The organism is Staphylococcus capitis subsp. capitis, from assembly GCF_040739495.1.
GTDB lineage: Bacteria > Bacillota > Bacilli > Staphylococcales > Staphylococcaceae > Staphylococcus > Staphylococcus capitis.
In genome coordinates this window covers 248,164-264,101 of the sequence record NZ_CP145263.1, presented here as the reverse complement: position 1 = coordinate 264,101, position 15,938 = coordinate 248,164, and the positions used below count along the sequence as shown (strand labels likewise).

13 protein-coding genes and 1 pseudogene are annotated in these 15,938 nt (G+C 32.3%); 2 read left to right on the top strand and 12 right to left on the bottom strand.

Annotation, left to right across the window (positions count from 1 at the left end; all coding sequences use genetic code 11):
* Nucleotides 1-93: 93 nt before the first annotated feature.
* The 9 genes from V6C74_RS01295 to V6C74_RS01255 form a co-directional block, all read right to left on the bottom strand.
* The gene (locus V6C74_RS01295) at nt 94-1,218 is read right to left on the bottom strand and encodes a hypothetical protein (RefSeq protein ID WP_016898547.1); all 1,125 of its coding nucleotides are present in this window, start codon (nt 1,216-1,218) and stop codon (nt 94-96) included.
* Nucleotides 1,218-2,393: a hypothetical protein gene (locus V6C74_RS01290; RefSeq protein WP_002454125.1), complete on the bottom strand. Its 1,176-nt coding sequence runs from the start codon at nt 2,391-2,393 to the stop codon at nt 1,218-1,220. Before V6C74_RS01290 ends, V6C74_RS01295 begins: the two co-directional genes overlap by 1 nt.
* Nucleotides 2,394-2,528: 135 nt before the next feature.
* On the bottom strand, nt 2,529-4,121 hold the full coding sequence (locus V6C74_RS01285) for a solute:sodium symporter family transporter (protein WP_002454126.1): 1,593 nt from the start codon (nt 4,119-4,121) through the stop codon (nt 2,529-2,531).
* 307 nt (nt 4,122-4,428) lie between these two features.
* On the bottom strand, nt 4,429-5,247 hold the full coding sequence (locus tag V6C74_RS01280) for a DUF4064 domain-containing protein (protein ID WP_064262697.1): 819 nt from the start codon (nt 5,245-5,247) through the stop codon (nt 4,429-4,431).
* 224 nt (nt 5,248-5,471) lie between these two features.
* A complete protein-coding gene (locus V6C74_RS01275; protein WP_002454128.1) occupies nt 5,472-7,487 on the bottom strand; it encodes an ABC transporter permease in 2,016 nt (671 codons plus the stop codon).
* Between the two features lies 1 nt (nt 7,488).
* Nucleotides 7,489-8,238, bottom strand: coding sequence for an ABC transporter ATP-binding protein (locus tag V6C74_RS01270; protein WP_002436183.1), 750 nt, complete (start codon nt 8,236-8,238; stop codon nt 7,489-7,491).
* A 109-nt stretch (nt 8,239-8,347) separates the two neighbouring features.
* Nucleotides 8,348-9,244, bottom strand: a complete 897-nt coding sequence (locus tag V6C74_RS01265) for a sensor histidine kinase (RefSeq protein WP_002454129.1) — start codon at nt 9,242-9,244, stop codon at nt 8,348-8,350.
* 5 nt (nt 9,245-9,249) lie between these two features.
* Entirely contained in the window at nt 9,250-9,915 is a 666-nt protein-coding gene (locus tag V6C74_RS01260; RefSeq protein ID WP_002436233.1) for a response regulator transcription factor, read from the bottom strand.
* Between the two features lie 30 nt (nt 9,916-9,945).
* Nucleotides 9,946-10,098 (bottom strand): hypothetical protein, encoded by a 153-nt coding sequence (locus tag V6C74_RS01255; RefSeq protein ID WP_002436229.1) that lies wholly within the window; start codon nt 10,096-10,098, stop codon nt 9,946-9,948.
* A gap of 326 nt (nt 10,099-10,424) precedes the next feature.
* On the opposite strand from V6C74_RS01255, the gene V6C74_RS01250 reads away from it, so the two are divergent.
* Entirely contained in the window at nt 10,425-11,909 is a 1,485-nt protein-coding gene (locus tag V6C74_RS01250) for an alkaline phosphatase (RefSeq protein ID WP_002454130.1), read from the top strand.
* A 193-nt stretch (nt 11,910-12,102) separates the two neighbouring features.
* On the opposite strand, the pseudogene V6C74_RS01245 reads toward V6C74_RS01250, so the two are convergent.
* Nucleotides 12,103-13,645, bottom strand: a pseudogene (locus V6C74_RS01245) (NAD(P)H-binding protein).
* A gap of 184 nt (nt 13,646-13,829) precedes the next feature.
* On the bottom strand, nt 13,830-13,931 hold the full coding sequence (locus tag V6C74_RS01240) for an SE2200 family small protein (RefSeq protein WP_016898541.1): 102 nt from the start codon (nt 13,929-13,931) through the stop codon (nt 13,830-13,832).
* A gap of 270 nt (nt 13,932-14,201) precedes the next feature.
* Between V6C74_RS01240 and V6C74_RS01235 the strand changes: the two genes are divergently transcribed.
* Nucleotides 14,202-14,828 carry an FMN-dependent NADH-azoreductase gene (locus tag V6C74_RS01235; protein ID WP_002454132.1) on the top strand — a complete coding sequence of 209 codons (627 nt, stop codon included), beginning with the start codon at nt 14,202-14,204 and terminating at the stop codon, nt 14,826-14,828.
* A 103-nt stretch (nt 14,829-14,931) separates the two neighbouring features.
* Here V6C74_RS01235 and V6C74_RS01230 read toward each other — a convergent pair whose 3' ends face one another.
* Nucleotides 14,932-15,777 (bottom strand): poly-gamma-glutamate hydrolase family protein, encoded by an 846-nt coding sequence (locus V6C74_RS01230; protein WP_002454133.1) that lies wholly within the window; start codon nt 15,775-15,777, stop codon nt 14,932-14,934.
* Between the last annotated feature and the right edge of the window lie 161 nt (nt 15,778-15,938).

Here is a 15,938-nt window from a genome sequence, read left to right as displayed (position 1 = left end):
AAAGAGTTAGTTATAAACAAAGCCACTCCCAAAATTATGGAGTGGCTTTATATACAATCATTCATATTATACATATAAATTTATAACATATTCTTATTGAGTTTTATCATGGGTATCTTCGTATCGAATACGTTGTCGATAACCATACGTACTTTCTTTAATTAACTGATCATTTAATAGACCTGCACCTATAGCACCTGCAACTGTAGAAACAGATGCTGCAAACCAAGGAATACTTAAATAAAGATCTGGACCTGATGGACCTTTAAGACTTACTTGTTGTCCTAAAAAGTCTGCCGGTAGCAGCACTAACTCTGCAATCAAGAATAATGTATATAAAATAATATAGTAAATGATAATGGCAATGATTAACGTCATAATCGTCGTTGCATTATATAACCAAGTTATCCTTTTATTTTTACTTGATTTAACAGATTCCCAAAGATCATGAGACATCATAATCCATATTAACATGCCAATAATCGCGATAATGGATATACCAAATAGACGCCACATTGAAAAGTTATTAGCCATTTGCCACATCGTTGTAAAGACAAGCCCGAAAGCGCCTGTCGTAAAGGCAATGGCAACTATATTACTTAAACTTGCCATCATGTTTAATGGATTATTAGCAAATGTCATACCACTGACAAGTCTAAACATACCTCTAGAACGAGAACTTGATAAATATCTTAAATGATATGACTCAGTTTCTTCTAAATACACTTGAGTTTTATCTATTTTAGAGAGAGGAAATTGTTTTTTAACGGATGTCTCTATATTGTTATTATCATCGTAATTACGACTTTCGTGTTCTGCTTCATGGAGTTCTTGAATGATACTAAGAATTGCTTGTTTAAATCTATTTTTTACTGGGCGCCAGCCGAATGCTGGATATGAGAAGATTGCTGCGCCGTTATACATGTTGATATCTAATGCCATCACTTGATGATCAGCAAACATCGGCAAGTCAGTAATTGAAATGACATAATCCCATTGGCGCTTATCATGATAATCTGCAACTTTCTTAAATATTTCATCTACAGATTCTGCGAAGCCAGTTAATGGATCTGTAACCAAATCAAATGTCCATTCTTTTTCGTTGTTATATTGTTCAGACAACATATCTGGCAACTCTTCCATCAAACTTTCTGCTAGACGTTCTGTAACCCCTGGCGCTACAACTAGTCCAACCGTTCTTTTCTCCAAATCTGCCATTACTCATCCTCCTCTCTGTGACCTTGTTTTTTACCTTCATCTTGCTGATCATTACTTGAAGCTTGTTGTTCAACTTTCTGATGTGATACGTCTTGAGATTGTTGTTGTTCTTTTTGTTCTTCTTCTGCCTCTTTATAGCGATGATATTGTCTATATGAATACGTAATGCGTCGTATTTTTTCTTCATCTTCAACTGTAGAACCCATAGCGCCTGCTAATAGACCTAATGACGCGACAAACCAAATCAATCTTAAATAATTAGTAAAGGTAAATTGAGCCTTTGCACTTGTCCAACTATTAAATAAATCAACTGGTACAAATAGCGTAATACTGATAATGAGTAAAATGTATAGAATAAAATAATTCATTAAAGTAATCACACTCAATGTAACTAGTGTCGTTGAGTTATAGATATAACGATAAACGCGTTGGGATTTCGCACTCTTTCTTTCTAATAATTGATGTGCGTATAATAACCAACCTGCCATACCTAATATCGCAATAATCATAAGCAGTATGAGTCTGAACGGTGAATAAATAACACTAAGTTCCCAAGGCATAGAGAAAATTGAAATATACGTACCTGTAGCAAATGCAACGGAGATAATCTTTTTAAAATTAAAGATATTCTTCCATGGCTGATTGGCTCGTGTTAAACCACCAATAAGTTGAATCCAACTAATGATAAATAAAGTATTAATATAACGTCTTTTTTCAGATTCATCTTCACTAGGTTCAACTGATTTCATGCGTACAAATGGATGTGGCGCATTTTTACTTTTCGGATCTTCATAGTATAACTGTTCAATCAAAGATGTCACAGTCTTGACTAATTTACTGTTCAAACCCATAAAGCCAAGTGAAGGTAGAGATAACATAGCTACTTGCTTATCATTATTATAGTCACTAATCACGACTTTATTATCAGAAATACTCGGTAAATCAGTTAAACAGATGACATAATCCCAGTGATGGTCGTCCTTTAATTGAGCGGCCTTGTCCACACTTTCATGTACATCTTCAGCTGAACCTATCATTAAATCTACTTTAATATCGAAGTTCCAATGGCTATCACCTTCGATACGTTCAGTAAGCAATTTTTTTACTTTTGGTATGATTCTCTTCGCATGATGATGTGCAACACCTGGTGAAGGTATGATGCCGACTGTATGCATATGCGTTAGAACCTCCTTTCGTTTTTCATTTTCAGGAAAATTAAATTTAATATAGATAAAGTGTACGTTAACACTACCTCTAGCGTGCCAACGTACACTTCTATTCATTCATTTATCAAGTTCCAATTGTAACATTTATTTCGCAAGTACGAGTGGTGAAAAGATGATATAACTTATTACCACTAATGCCAAGATAATTATTCCAGCAACATAGCGATATTTCCATGGTGTCATATCGACCTGTTCTTGACGTGATTTTAAGTCATATTCACTAGAAGGTTTAATCTTATTGAAAATTAATACAATAATTAAATCTACAAAGAATAATACGCTGAATGTATATAGATAGTTAATTTCTGTAAATACGAGACTCACAATCGCATATATTACAATGTGCGTAGCAAGTGCAACTTTAGCACCTAATTTAGATGTCTTCTTAGAATAGAATGCGACTAACACAAGTACGAGTACTGGCATACTGTAAACACCATTGAATTGTTGTACAACAGCGTATAAACCACTTGGGAATAATGAAATGACTGGCGCAAGCCCTACTACAATTGCGCCAATAACGATTGTCGCAATGTGACCTACACGTGCAATATGTTTATCAGATTTATTCTTTCCAAAGATGGGTTTATAAAAATCAAGCGTAAGTAATGTCGTTGTACTGTTTAATGAACCTACAAATGAGCTTAAGATTGCACCGAAAATCACGGCACCAAATAAACCGAAAGCCCAATCAGGTAGTACTGAACTTACAAGCGCTGGATACGCATTGTCTGGAGTTTTAATACTGCCATTAAAGTAGTTGTATGCAACTACTCCTGGAAGCACTGTAAATAAAGGCCCGAATACCTTGAATAAACTTAAGTAAATAGCACCTTTTTGTGATTCCTTTAAGTTCTTAGCAGCAAGCGCTTTTTGAACAATCATTTGGTTTGCGCACCAAAAGAATAAATTGTTGAAGAACATACCGAAGAATAACGTAGGCCATGGCACAATATCAGAATCGATTTTACCGAAGCCATTCAATTTCTCTGGCGTTTTTTGAACCATTTTATCGAAACCATGGATAAAATTACCGTCACCTAGATGTCCGAGACCTAGAATTGTAATCGCAAGTCCTCCGATAATAAGCGCCATACCATAAATAGAGTCACTGAATGCGCTAAGAGATAAACCACCGACAAATAAATAGATGATTCCTACAACGCCTATGACCAAGGAAATAATGATAACGGCAGTTGTACTACTTACTCCTAAATATTTATCAATGTTAAACATTTTGTTGAACACGAGTGAACCAGAGTAAAGTACAACGGGTAAGAATGAAACGACGTATGTGAAAATAAATAAGATAGATACAAATCGCTTAGTAAAAGTATCATATCTTAATTCTAAGAATTCAGATATAGTCGTAACACCATATTGTAAATATTTAGGTAAGAAGACCCAAGCTAATAGTACAACCACTACAGCTGCAGTAACCTCCCATGCCATAACTTCCATACCTTGTGAATAACTTTGTCCATTCTGTCCCACGATTTGCTCCGTAGATAAATTAGTCATAATAATCGTCGAAGCAACTGTAAATCCTGTCAGACTGTTACCTCCCATAAAGTAACCATCTGAACTATCTGTTTTAACTTTTTTCGATTGTAGATAAGCGTATAATGAAATACCACCTACCACCAGAATGAATAAGAGTATCGATATCCAATTCATCCTCAATAATTCCTCCCTCAATCATTTTGAACATTAGCATGCAAAAATATATAGACTTAAATATAATCATTTAAGCTTCGTTTTTAAATGTACATTGAATTGTGTGCATTGAAAAATTCTAGACTAATTCATTAACATTTTCAATAGTTGTATGTAAATTTCATTTTCGATAATAAATCTGTTCAAAGTTTTATATTATATAATAGGAAGAAACTCGTTCATCATATATTTATAGATATTGAAAAAACCGACCCACTCATTTTGGTGGATCGGTCTTTGTACTTAATAAACTTATACAGTTATTAATTTAATATTTAAATGGATCGTCTTCTTTTTCGTTTTTACGATGACGCTCTTCTTCTTTAATAAAATCATCACGTTTAGTGTCATTAGAGTTAAAATCATGAGACTCTCTGTCACTATTGTGTGAATATTGATCTTTAATTTCTTGTTGTTCATGTTTTTTGTCATCATCAGATAAAATAAATGAGTTATTCTTCTCATTAACTTGTCTGTCACCATTTTCATAGTGCTCATTATTTTGATAATTGTCATGAGCATTATGGCGATCATGATTATGATGATTGTCGTCGTGACTATGATTTCTATCATATTCATTATGATTGTTATTGTAATTATTGTTTCTGTCATATTCATTATGATTGTTATTTTTATGGTGCTCATTATTTGCATAGGCATTATGATTATCATTGTATTGATTTGGATCATTTTTAGGTTTACGTGCTAATAGCATGATACCTGCAATTATCCATAAAATACCTGCTAAGAAACTTGAAGTAAGTAACGCAATAACACCTACGATTAATAAGATGATACCTGCAATTTTAGATTTTTTACCGATTAATAATGTAGCAATAATTGCAAGAATTAATAATACTATAAAACCAATGATGTACCATGTACCCATACTTGATAACATTCCATATGACTGATTAAGTTGGTCAGATGATACACCTTGATTTGAATCTTGAGTATTATGAATCATTTCATGTTTAAAATCTTTATTACCCATCATTGAAACCATTAAAGCAATAAAACCTAAGTATAGAAGATGGAGTATATTTCCTATCCAAGATAGAACTTTTTCAACAGTACGTTTTATCATGTTTATAATTCCTCCTTTGCAAGATATTTGTTTAATACCCTAAAAATTTAGATTTATTCTTAAAAATTAAAAAAAGAATTTAACATTTAATTTGAATTTATTAATTTTATGAAAATATAAAGGTCATTTCAATTAAATTTAAAACAATATTAGCGCTAGAAATTCAAGTTTTATAGCGTATAAAAAAGACTAAGACAGATAATCATGTCTTAGCCTTTGAAATATTAATGTTTATTATTAATGATCATATAGTAAATACGTGAAGTTACCCAGTACATAAGAGAATAAATAGCTATAAATGCTAAAGTAACTCCTATAAAGCTTGTAGCAAATGCTCCACTATTTTTAGGTGTTATAAATCCAAGAAGATTAAAAATAATTTTGGAAGCAACTAAGGTATGGATAATTGCTACAATAACAGGTATTGAAAATATCCATATAATTTGTTTATTGATAATTTTCTTAATTAAGTCTTGTTCAAGTCCAATTTTTCTCATTACTTCATATTCACGTCTATCATCATAACCTTCAGAAATTTGTTTGTAATACATCATTAGGAAGATAGCGATGAATAATACGAAGGATACCACAGTCCCGACAAATATCAATCCGCCATTAACGCCAGTCCACTCCTTTTCAAATCTGGGTCTATCCTCTACAAACGCTCCATTATTGCTATTTTTATTTATTTTATTTATTTGAGAAGCACTGAGTTTTTTATCCCCCATAACATTGAATTCTAAAAAAGATCGTGGATAGTAGTCATCATCTTTAGAAAAATTATTTAGATAATTATATAACTTTTCTTTAATTTTATTATTTTTCGTTACTAAATAAGCACCGTCCATAAAATTTGATAGCGTATTTATATTCATTTTCTTAATATGCTTCAACCTATATTCAGTTCCATTGATTTTTATTTTATCTGTCTTATTTAAAACGGAATTATCTGTATTAATTGCTATCTCATTACTTTTAAGACTTAAGTTAGGATGATATTTATTATAATCATTAAGTGTCATAAAATATGTCGTAATATAGTGAGGTAATTCTTTAGATAAATAGAATAAACGACCATCAAACTTTTTTGAGTTCGGCCTTAATATAGTGTTATTTTTATTATTTACAAATTCAGCCTTATTGCTTTTTAGACTATACATTTTAAAGGTATCGGTTTTAACGTGCCTTTGAATATCATTTTCTAATGAATCCATTATTTTTTTTACTTTTTTATCTTTATGAACATCTCCACTCAGGCTGATAAAATATTCATTTGGCCATATTTGATCTATTCGTTCATTGAAACCTCTATAAGTGTGAATTGTCATACCTAAAGTAACTATGAGGAATGTAGCTAATAATGATATAGTAGCTAAGCTTACTGCGTTAGATTTTAATCTACTTCTCAAATTAGATACAGTAAAAAAATTATTAGTCTTGTAATAAAAGTTAGGTATTCTTTTTAACCAATCTAATATTAATACGCTTAAAGATATAAAGAGGAAGTATGTTCCTATAAAAACACTAAGCATAGCTACAAATATACTCGCTAATGAACCAATCATAGTATTGTTCTGTAAGGCAATACTATACCCAAACCCAGTTAGAAGAATTCCTAACAACAATGAAATGTAAGTAAAAATTTTAGACGTTTTTCCAGTTTTTTTGCTATTTTGGTTAACTAATTTGAGTGGACTTTGAAAGGTTACCTTTATAATATTAATAACATTAAGTACGCCTAAAACTACTACTAGCATGATTAAAGTTATCCACATTGCTCTAATATCAAATGGGTAATCAATTAAACTTGCACTCTTCCCTATCCATATTTTACTTATAAGCATAAAAAATAAAGAGCCGAACAAGTATCCCCCAATTAAACTTATACAACTAATAATTACGAAATTGATCAAAGATTCAATAACCAAAGAAACTTTTATATGTTTTTTCTCCATCCCTAAAATCATGTACACAGCAAATTCTCGTTGCCTTCTTTTAATTACAAAGTTATTAGCATATACAACAAATATTAACGTCAACATAGACATGAGTACATTACCTAAAACAGCAAATAGCGGAAGTGTGACGCTATGTCGTTGAGTATACGTATTCTGAGTTATCGATATTAATATATACTCAATACCAAACATGATACTCACAGCAATAATAAACGGAACAATAATATGACGTTGTGTGACATACCCACGTTTTATCATTTTCCATATCATCTTGAATGTCACACTAATCACCTCTTCCATTTAGGATAGCTAAGCTATCTGCAATCCGTTTCTGATATTCATCTCGAGATTCTTCACCACGATAGATTTCATGATAAAGTTTCCCATCTTTAATAAAAATAACTCTTTCGGCATATGACGCATCGATATTAGAATGTGTCACCATTAAGATAGTTTGATTATTTTGGTTAATTTCTCGAAATAATTTCATAAGGTTTTTAGAAGTTTTGGAGTCTAGTGCCCCTGTAGGTTCATCGGCTAGTAATAATTTGGGCTGAGCGATGAGTGCTCGTGCTATAGCAATTCGCTGTTTTTGCCCGCCTGAGATTTCGTATGGATATTTGTCCAACAAATCATTAATACCTAATTGAGTGCTTATTGTTTCAAGTCGTTCATTCATTGTTTTAGGACGTTCATTTGAAAGGACAAGTGGCATTAGAATGTTGTCTTTATTGGTCATAGTGTTTAAGACATTAAAATCTTGAAAGACAAATCCTAAAGTTTCTCTTCGAAAACGGGCAACTTCTTTATTTCGCAGTTTGTTGATTGCGGTTCCATTAAGCGAAATAAAACCTTCTGTCACCTTATCGAATGTCGCAATAAGATTGAGTAGCGTAGATTTTCCTGAGCCTGATTCACCCATGATAGCTACAAACTCGCCGTCATCAATTTCTAAATTCATATTATTTAATGCGGTAGTTGAGTTAAGTCCTCTTCCATATACTTTTTTTACGTTTTTCACTTCTAATAACATCACGAATGCCCCTTTCTCATTTCACTTATTATCATAAAATAAAAAAGTGCCAACAACATTCATAATTTCTTACAAATATTGTTGGCAAACTTACAATTTTGAAAGTTAGCTAATCTTCGTTGGGAAAATGTATTTTAAATGTCGTACCTTCACCAAGTCCTGAATCTACATCGACCTCATGATTCAAATGATTAGAAATATGCTTAACAATGAACAATCCTATGCCGCTTGATTCTTCATTAAGTCTGCCGTTGTAACCAGAATAGCCTTTATCAAATATTTTAGGAATATCTGCTTTACTAATACCTACACCATTGTCTTTAATGATTAATGTTTGTTTAGCAGAATCAAATTCAATCCAAATGTCTTTTCCACGCGCGTACTTCAAAGCATTATTTAAAATTTGTTCTATCATAATAGACGCCCATTGTGCATCCGTTAAAACAGTTGCTTCACACTTTTCATAGTGAATTTTAGTATGTTGTTCGATAAACTGAATTCGATATTTCATGATTAGCGGACGTATTAATTCATTCACTGTCACTGATGTAATTGTCATATCAGATTCTTCGTTGAGTAATTTTAAATAACTCAATGCTAAGCTTGTATAGTTATCAATTTGAACAATTTCTTGTCTTACGCGATTGACAACATTTTCTTCATTACGTTCGAGTAATAGTTGTGACGCTGTGATAGGTGTCTTAATTTGATGTACCCATGTTAAAAAGTAACTTTCCACATCATTACGATATTCAACTTGGCGATTTTTTACTTCAGTTAATTCATTTTCCAAATTATCTATCTTCTCTTTAAGATCCTCATTTCTCTTAAATCCAAGGTACTTTACCCACCAATGAATAAAAATGATGAGTAATACGATTCCTAACGCAAGACCGAAGGCACTAAATGGTAATGAAAATAAGTAAAATATTAATGCAAATAATAAAAATATACAAAATATAATTGTAATCTCATTTCGAATCGATTTTATAAAAGATAGCAACATAATCATTAAACCCTATATCCGACATTTTTCTTAGTTTCAATAAAATCATCAACGCCTATAGATAATAACTTCTTGCGTAATCTAGTCATATTAACTGCTAAGGTATTGTCATCAATAAAGTTTTCAGATTCCCAACACTTTTCAATTAATGCTGTACGACTCACGTATTTTCCTTCATTTTGGAATAACATTTTCAAAATTTGAAGTTCTGTTAATGACAATTGAACAGCATCATCATCCTTTACGAGTTTCGCCTCATCGAGAATCAACTTGCAACCTTTCACATCTAATTCATCATTTGATACGGATAAATCGTATGTACGGCGAAGTAACGCTTGTATCTTCGCTACTGTTAGCGATAAATTGAATGGTTTCTCAATAAAGTCATCGCCACCCATTTGAATAGCCATAATTTGATCCATATTATCAGTTCTCGAACTAATAAACATGATAGGAACATTAGATTCTTTGCGCATTTCTTGGCACCAATGAAATCCATTGAGTGTAGGTAAGTTGATATCTAATAATACTAGTTGTGGTTCTGTTTCACGAAAATCTTCCATAATTTGATCAAAGTTTTCAACAACATTCACTTCATAATTCCATTTTGAAAGTTCATTAGCCAAGCTCTCAGCAATAACTAAATCATCTTCGACTATGAGAATCTTCATAACTGTTCACCTTTCAACGACATACTTTAACTATTTGTTCTCTTCTGAATCATAAACTTTATTTTTATCTTTTTCAATTTGGTCTTTTTGATCTTGAGCTTTTTTACTTCTTCTTCTTTCTTCAAAAATACCTAAAGCTATAAATCCAATAATCAATATTGGAGATAACATAACAAGTATCATTATTTCACCTTCTTTGAGGCTGTTTCGTCCTCATCCTTTTATTATAAAATTTCTATTTATCACTATTTTACATGTTTGTATCTAAAAAATACATTTTTAAACAAACACGTTCATACAATTTGTTCGACCTAATATATTGAATGAAAAAAGGTAATCTCTGTATCTTTTAGTATAATAACTCAATTTAATTTTAAGCAATTAGAATTTAAATTCTTTTCAAATTTATATACATTTACTATTCATTTACTTAAAAATTACTTTTAATCAAAGTTCATACCCTATACTTAAAAATGCAATACATAACTTATTTAGGGGGCACATTAATTATGAGTTTCATTAATAAATTTGGTAAAACAACGATAGCAAGTTCTATTGTAGCTGCATCTGTATTAGGTGCTTCAAATGTATCACATGCTTCAGGAAGTGGTACGGGTCCAGGTGAAAATGCTCAAGGACAGCAAGGACAAGATGATGCAGTAGCATTTGGTAATACTAAGAATCCTAAAAATGTTATTTTCATGGTTGGCGATGGCATGGGCCCATCTTTCAATACAGCATATCGTTATTATAAAAATCAACCTGGCGCTAAAAAAATGAATGCAACTGCATTTGATAAATACCTTAAAGGTACAAATCGTACATATCCTAATGATCCAAAAGAAAACGTAACAGATTCAGCTGCGGGCGGAACTGCTTTCGCGACTGGTCATAAAACATACAATGGCGCAATCAGCGTTGATAATAATAAAAAGGCATTAAAATCTGTTTTAGAACAAGCTAAAGAGCAAGGTAAATCAACTGGTTTAGTTACAACGGCTGAACTTACTGATGCAACTCCTGCTGTTTACGCATCACATGTTGACTCTCGTGATAAAAAAGATGAAATTGCTCAACAATTTTATAATGATAAAATTAATGGTCAACATAAAGTAGACGTTCTCCTAGGTGGCGGTTCTAAATACTTCGGTAAAGAAAATGGCAACCTTGATAAAAAATTCAAAAAAGACGGTTATGATTTAGTAAGTAATAAAACACAACTTCTTAATTCTCAAAGTGACAAAGTATTAGGAACTTTCTCTGAGAAAGATATGCCTCTTCAAATTGATGCACCATCTAAAAATCCTTTACTCGTAGATATGGAACAAAGTGCATTAAGTAAATTAGATAAGAACAATAAAGGCTTCTTCTTAATGGTTGAAGGTGCTTCTATCGATAAAGCTGCACATCCAAATGATGTTACTGGTGTAATGTCAGAAATGGGAGGCTTTGAAAAAGCATTCCAAAACTCTATCGACTATGCGAAAACACACAAAGATACTTTAGTCGTAGCAACAGCTGACCATTCAACTGGTGGTATGACAATTGCTAAAGGTAAAGATTACAAATGGAATCCAGAAGCTATTCATAAAATGAAACATTCTGGTATGTATATGACTAAAGAAATTGCTGCAGGAAAAGACCCTGAAAAAGTCATCAAAGAAGGTTACGGCATTGACTTCCCTAGCAAACAAATGGATAAAGTGAAACAAGCTGCCAAAGATTTACGCAAACTTCAAAAAGAAGGTAAAGATGATAAAGATCCTAAGGTAGCAGAAGCTACTACAAAATTACAAAATGCCATCCAAGAACCAATTAATGATACGTCCCACACTGGATGGACTACAAACGGTCATACTGGTGAAGATGTGAATACTTACGCTTACGGTCCAGGATCTAGCAAGTTTAAAGGCAACATGGAAAACACTAAGAGTGCTCAAAACATCTTCGACTTTTTCAAAAATGATGTAACATCTAATCAAAATCAACAATAATACAGATATTTAATGATAAAGACGACTTGGTATATGCCAGGTCGTCATTTTTAATGAAAAACCAGTTAGAACATCTTAGTGTCCTAACTGGTTGATATGCTTATTAATCTAAGTTTTCTTTATATTTTTTCATTACGCTATTTAGATCATTTTCATCTTGATAGAAGTACAATAAGTTGTCATTACCAACTATTTATAATTCTGCGTTTGACATACTTTCTTTTTTCATTTGATTGCGCTTAATTAAAGCAAACGCTCCTGCTCCTCCTGCCACTAATGCAACTGCTATTGAAACACCAATAATAATATTTCTTGTCATATCTTGCTCACCTGATCCTTTCTTTTGTTTTGATAATTTTGCCATTCTATTCTTAAATATGTTCATTACCGTTTTATGGGCTTTCGCTTGTGTTAATTTAATAAACGACCCATGGTAATGTTGGTTCATATTCTTGAAGGGCAATAGTCCCTTCATTTGTATTTCTCAATCTGCGAAATTCGAAACGTGCATTTCCTCCATTATCCGCATGTGCTAAATCGCCACCGACAATGCGATATACTGCCATTTCTTCACTTGAGTCATGTTCATCTTTTTTCATTTTCAGAATAAATTTATTAATAAATGGTACATTCATATTGAATTCATGTTCATTAATCGTACCTTTCACTAAGTGCAACGTAATATTATTTATGAAACGAGCATATTCCGTTGTCACATCTTTAATACTATATCCATCAGGAATTTCAAATCGTGTGATGGCGCGCACATCTCTAATTTCTTCTTTCTTAGATTTAGAGTGACTAGAACTTTGTTTCGCCTTCTTCTTTTTCTCTTCTTTCTCTTCGTCTAAAGCACGTTTCACACTATCTTCAAATGTAATATTTCCTAATGATAATTTAGGTACGATGCGTTTATCATGCGGTACCATATCATGAATTAAACTATTCATTAACGGATAAACCATTTCTTTCGGTACACTTGAAATCAATTGAACCCAATAACGACTTACAATTATCGGTATAATGGGCAAGTCAAGCATAGGTAATGGTTTGTCTAATACTTTAGCTGTTCGCTGAATCAACTCTTTATAATTCATTGTCTCAGGCCCACTAATATCGATAGATTCATTTTCAGATGGAGAGCGTTCAACAAGTGCTGCTAACCCATCTATGACATCTTCTATCGCTACTGGTGCTATCTTGTTATATGCCCAACTAGGTAATACCATAGCTGGTAAACGTTCAACTAAACGCTTAAGTATCGGATAAGAACTTCCCTTCGCACCAATAATTAATCCAGCGCGTAATGTACTAACCGGAATACCATAATCTCCAAGAATCTTTTCACATTCAAGACGACTTCTTAAATGAGCTGATAAATGATTGTCATCTGGAATCAAACCACTCATAAAGACAATATGCTTAACGCCCTGCTTTTTCGCTGCACGTGCGAAGTTATCTGCTAGCAGTGCATCCATATCTTCAAAGTTAGCTTGTGTTAACTTTGCTGATGGCATCATTGAATGGACGAGATAAATGGCTGTATCAATCCCTTCCATTACTTCAGTAATTTCATCTAAATCAAATAAATCTGCAGATTTCCAAGTAACATTCTCCTCATTCTGCTTGTTACTCGTATTTCTAGAAATCGCAATGATTTCATGTTGATCTTTTAATTTATCTTTAAGGTGACCACCGATATATCCCGAGGCCCCAGTTAGTAAAATTTTAGACATCTTTCCACCCCTTCTTAACTATTGTGGATTCTTGATGCTTTTGAAAATGAAAGCCCCCTACTTCAATAAGTTGATATTCATTTCCTATATCAATATATATACCCGAAATTTACAAAAAAAAGACAAAATCCAAATGGATTTTGTCTTTTATCTTCAATATAATCACTTACTTGATAAGTAAATTTTAGTATTCGATATTTGGTGCTTGGTTAACATGGTTTTGGTATTTTTTAAAACCATAATAAGCTGCGCCAGCTAATGCTAAAATAACTGCTAATTTTTTCATCTGTTACACTCCTTTCTAGGATGCTTAATATGAACATGTAAGCTGTTCAAATCTTTAATACTATTATACACTTTTTAAAGTTAATTTTAAAAACTTCAAATTCAGATAATATTAATTTCATGAAAATAAATTGTGTTCTTGTAGAAATAGGCACATATAGAATTATTTTATAGTCCATTAGGATGATTTTTAATTTAACATATTGTGAAATCTCCCCGACTAAGTATAATTATTATATCAACTATACAACATTTTTAATAGAACTAAAAAATGGCAAAATTATTATACATTACAGCTCATCCACTCGATGAACTCGTTTCAAATTCTATGGCAGCTGGCAAAGCTTTCATCGACGCTTATCAAGACAATCACTCAGGAGATGAAGTTAAACACATCGACTTATTTACTGAAGATATTCCTCATATTGATAAAGATGTATTAATTGGTTGGGGAAAAGCTGCAAAAGGCGAAGAACTTACTTCTGAAGAAAGTAAAAAAGTTACTCGTTTAGGAGCCATTCTTGATGAATTTTTAGAAGCTGATAAATACGTATTTGTTAGCCCAATGTGGAACTTATCATTCCCACCTGTTTTAAAAGCTTATATCGATGCAATTACAGTAGCTGGTAAAACATTTAAATACACTTCAGAAGGACCTCAAGGTTTACTCACTGATAAAAAGGTACTTCACATTCAATCTAGAGGCGGATACTATAGCGAAGGACCCACTGCAGAAATTGAATCTGGAGACCGATACTTAAGAAACATTATGACATTCCTAGGTGTACCTTCATACGAAACTGTTATTATTGAAGGTCATAACGCTGAACCTGAAAAGGCTGAAGAAATCAAATTAGCCGGCATTGAAGAAGCAAAAGAACTAGCTAAAACTTTCTAAAATATATTAGAGACTAATCTCAGAAAAGCACTTGCGATTCTGAGATTTTTTATTTTCTACTATTTTAATTTTTGTATTTAATATTCTTTCATATAGCCACACTTTATCTATCTTTTCCTGATTCATCAACTTGTTGTACGGCTTTATCAATGGCATCTGAAAAACGATACATCGCTGGTGACCAATTACTTCGATTAATTCTAGATTTCGCGGATAGTTTCTCATTCACAAACAAAGATTTTCTTAAAGCTGTCGTTAATTCAAGTTGCACACCTTTCCCTTTGATATCTTCATTAATGAAATTTTCTTTTAAATCTCCGCCTAAATAAGTCGGTGCGATTTTAACAACAAAATGATGTTTGACTAATTGTTTTTTAATTGATTCTATTAAAGGTGTATCCAACCCTCCAAGATAAATGACAGGTTTATCCCCTTTAGCACCATGTATGGAAACTGCATAATCTTTAGATTTAACCATATTTAATAATGTAGGATCATTATAATGACTTGAAGTGACATGCAAATCTTCAGCATGTTTTTTTCTTAAAACGGTAAATGAAAAATAATCATAGTGATTATCGTTAGCTATTAATTTAGTTAACTCTGTGGTACCCGCTTCAATGTTTCCTCCGTGAGGCGCAATAATTAATACATGACTTCCTACTTTTTTAACTTCTTTCTTCCAATCCACATTCCGTTTTGTATGCTTAAATAAATCAGTCATAGATTTAAAACGGTCTTTATGATGTACATCTTCTTGTGCTGATTCTGAAGGCTCAAGATTGACAGTGGATGCCTGTCCCTTATCTTCTCCTTGACCTACAATCAGTGGTACATGATGCAACTTTGAGTGATGCGTTGCAGAATGCTTATGTTCATGTGTTATAGCACAGGCGCTAGTGATTCCTATTATTAGAATGACCAAGCAAATAAGTATTGATAATTTCATTTTACTTGAGGTACTTATTGATATTCTCTTTTTCAAAATCAAACATTTCCCTTCTTACCATTTATAAAAGAAGTATTTCAAATCAATTTATTAAATTTGAACAATTTCTATTAGTTATAAATATAAAAAATAATAGGGCTATCGAAATCATCCTTTAGCCC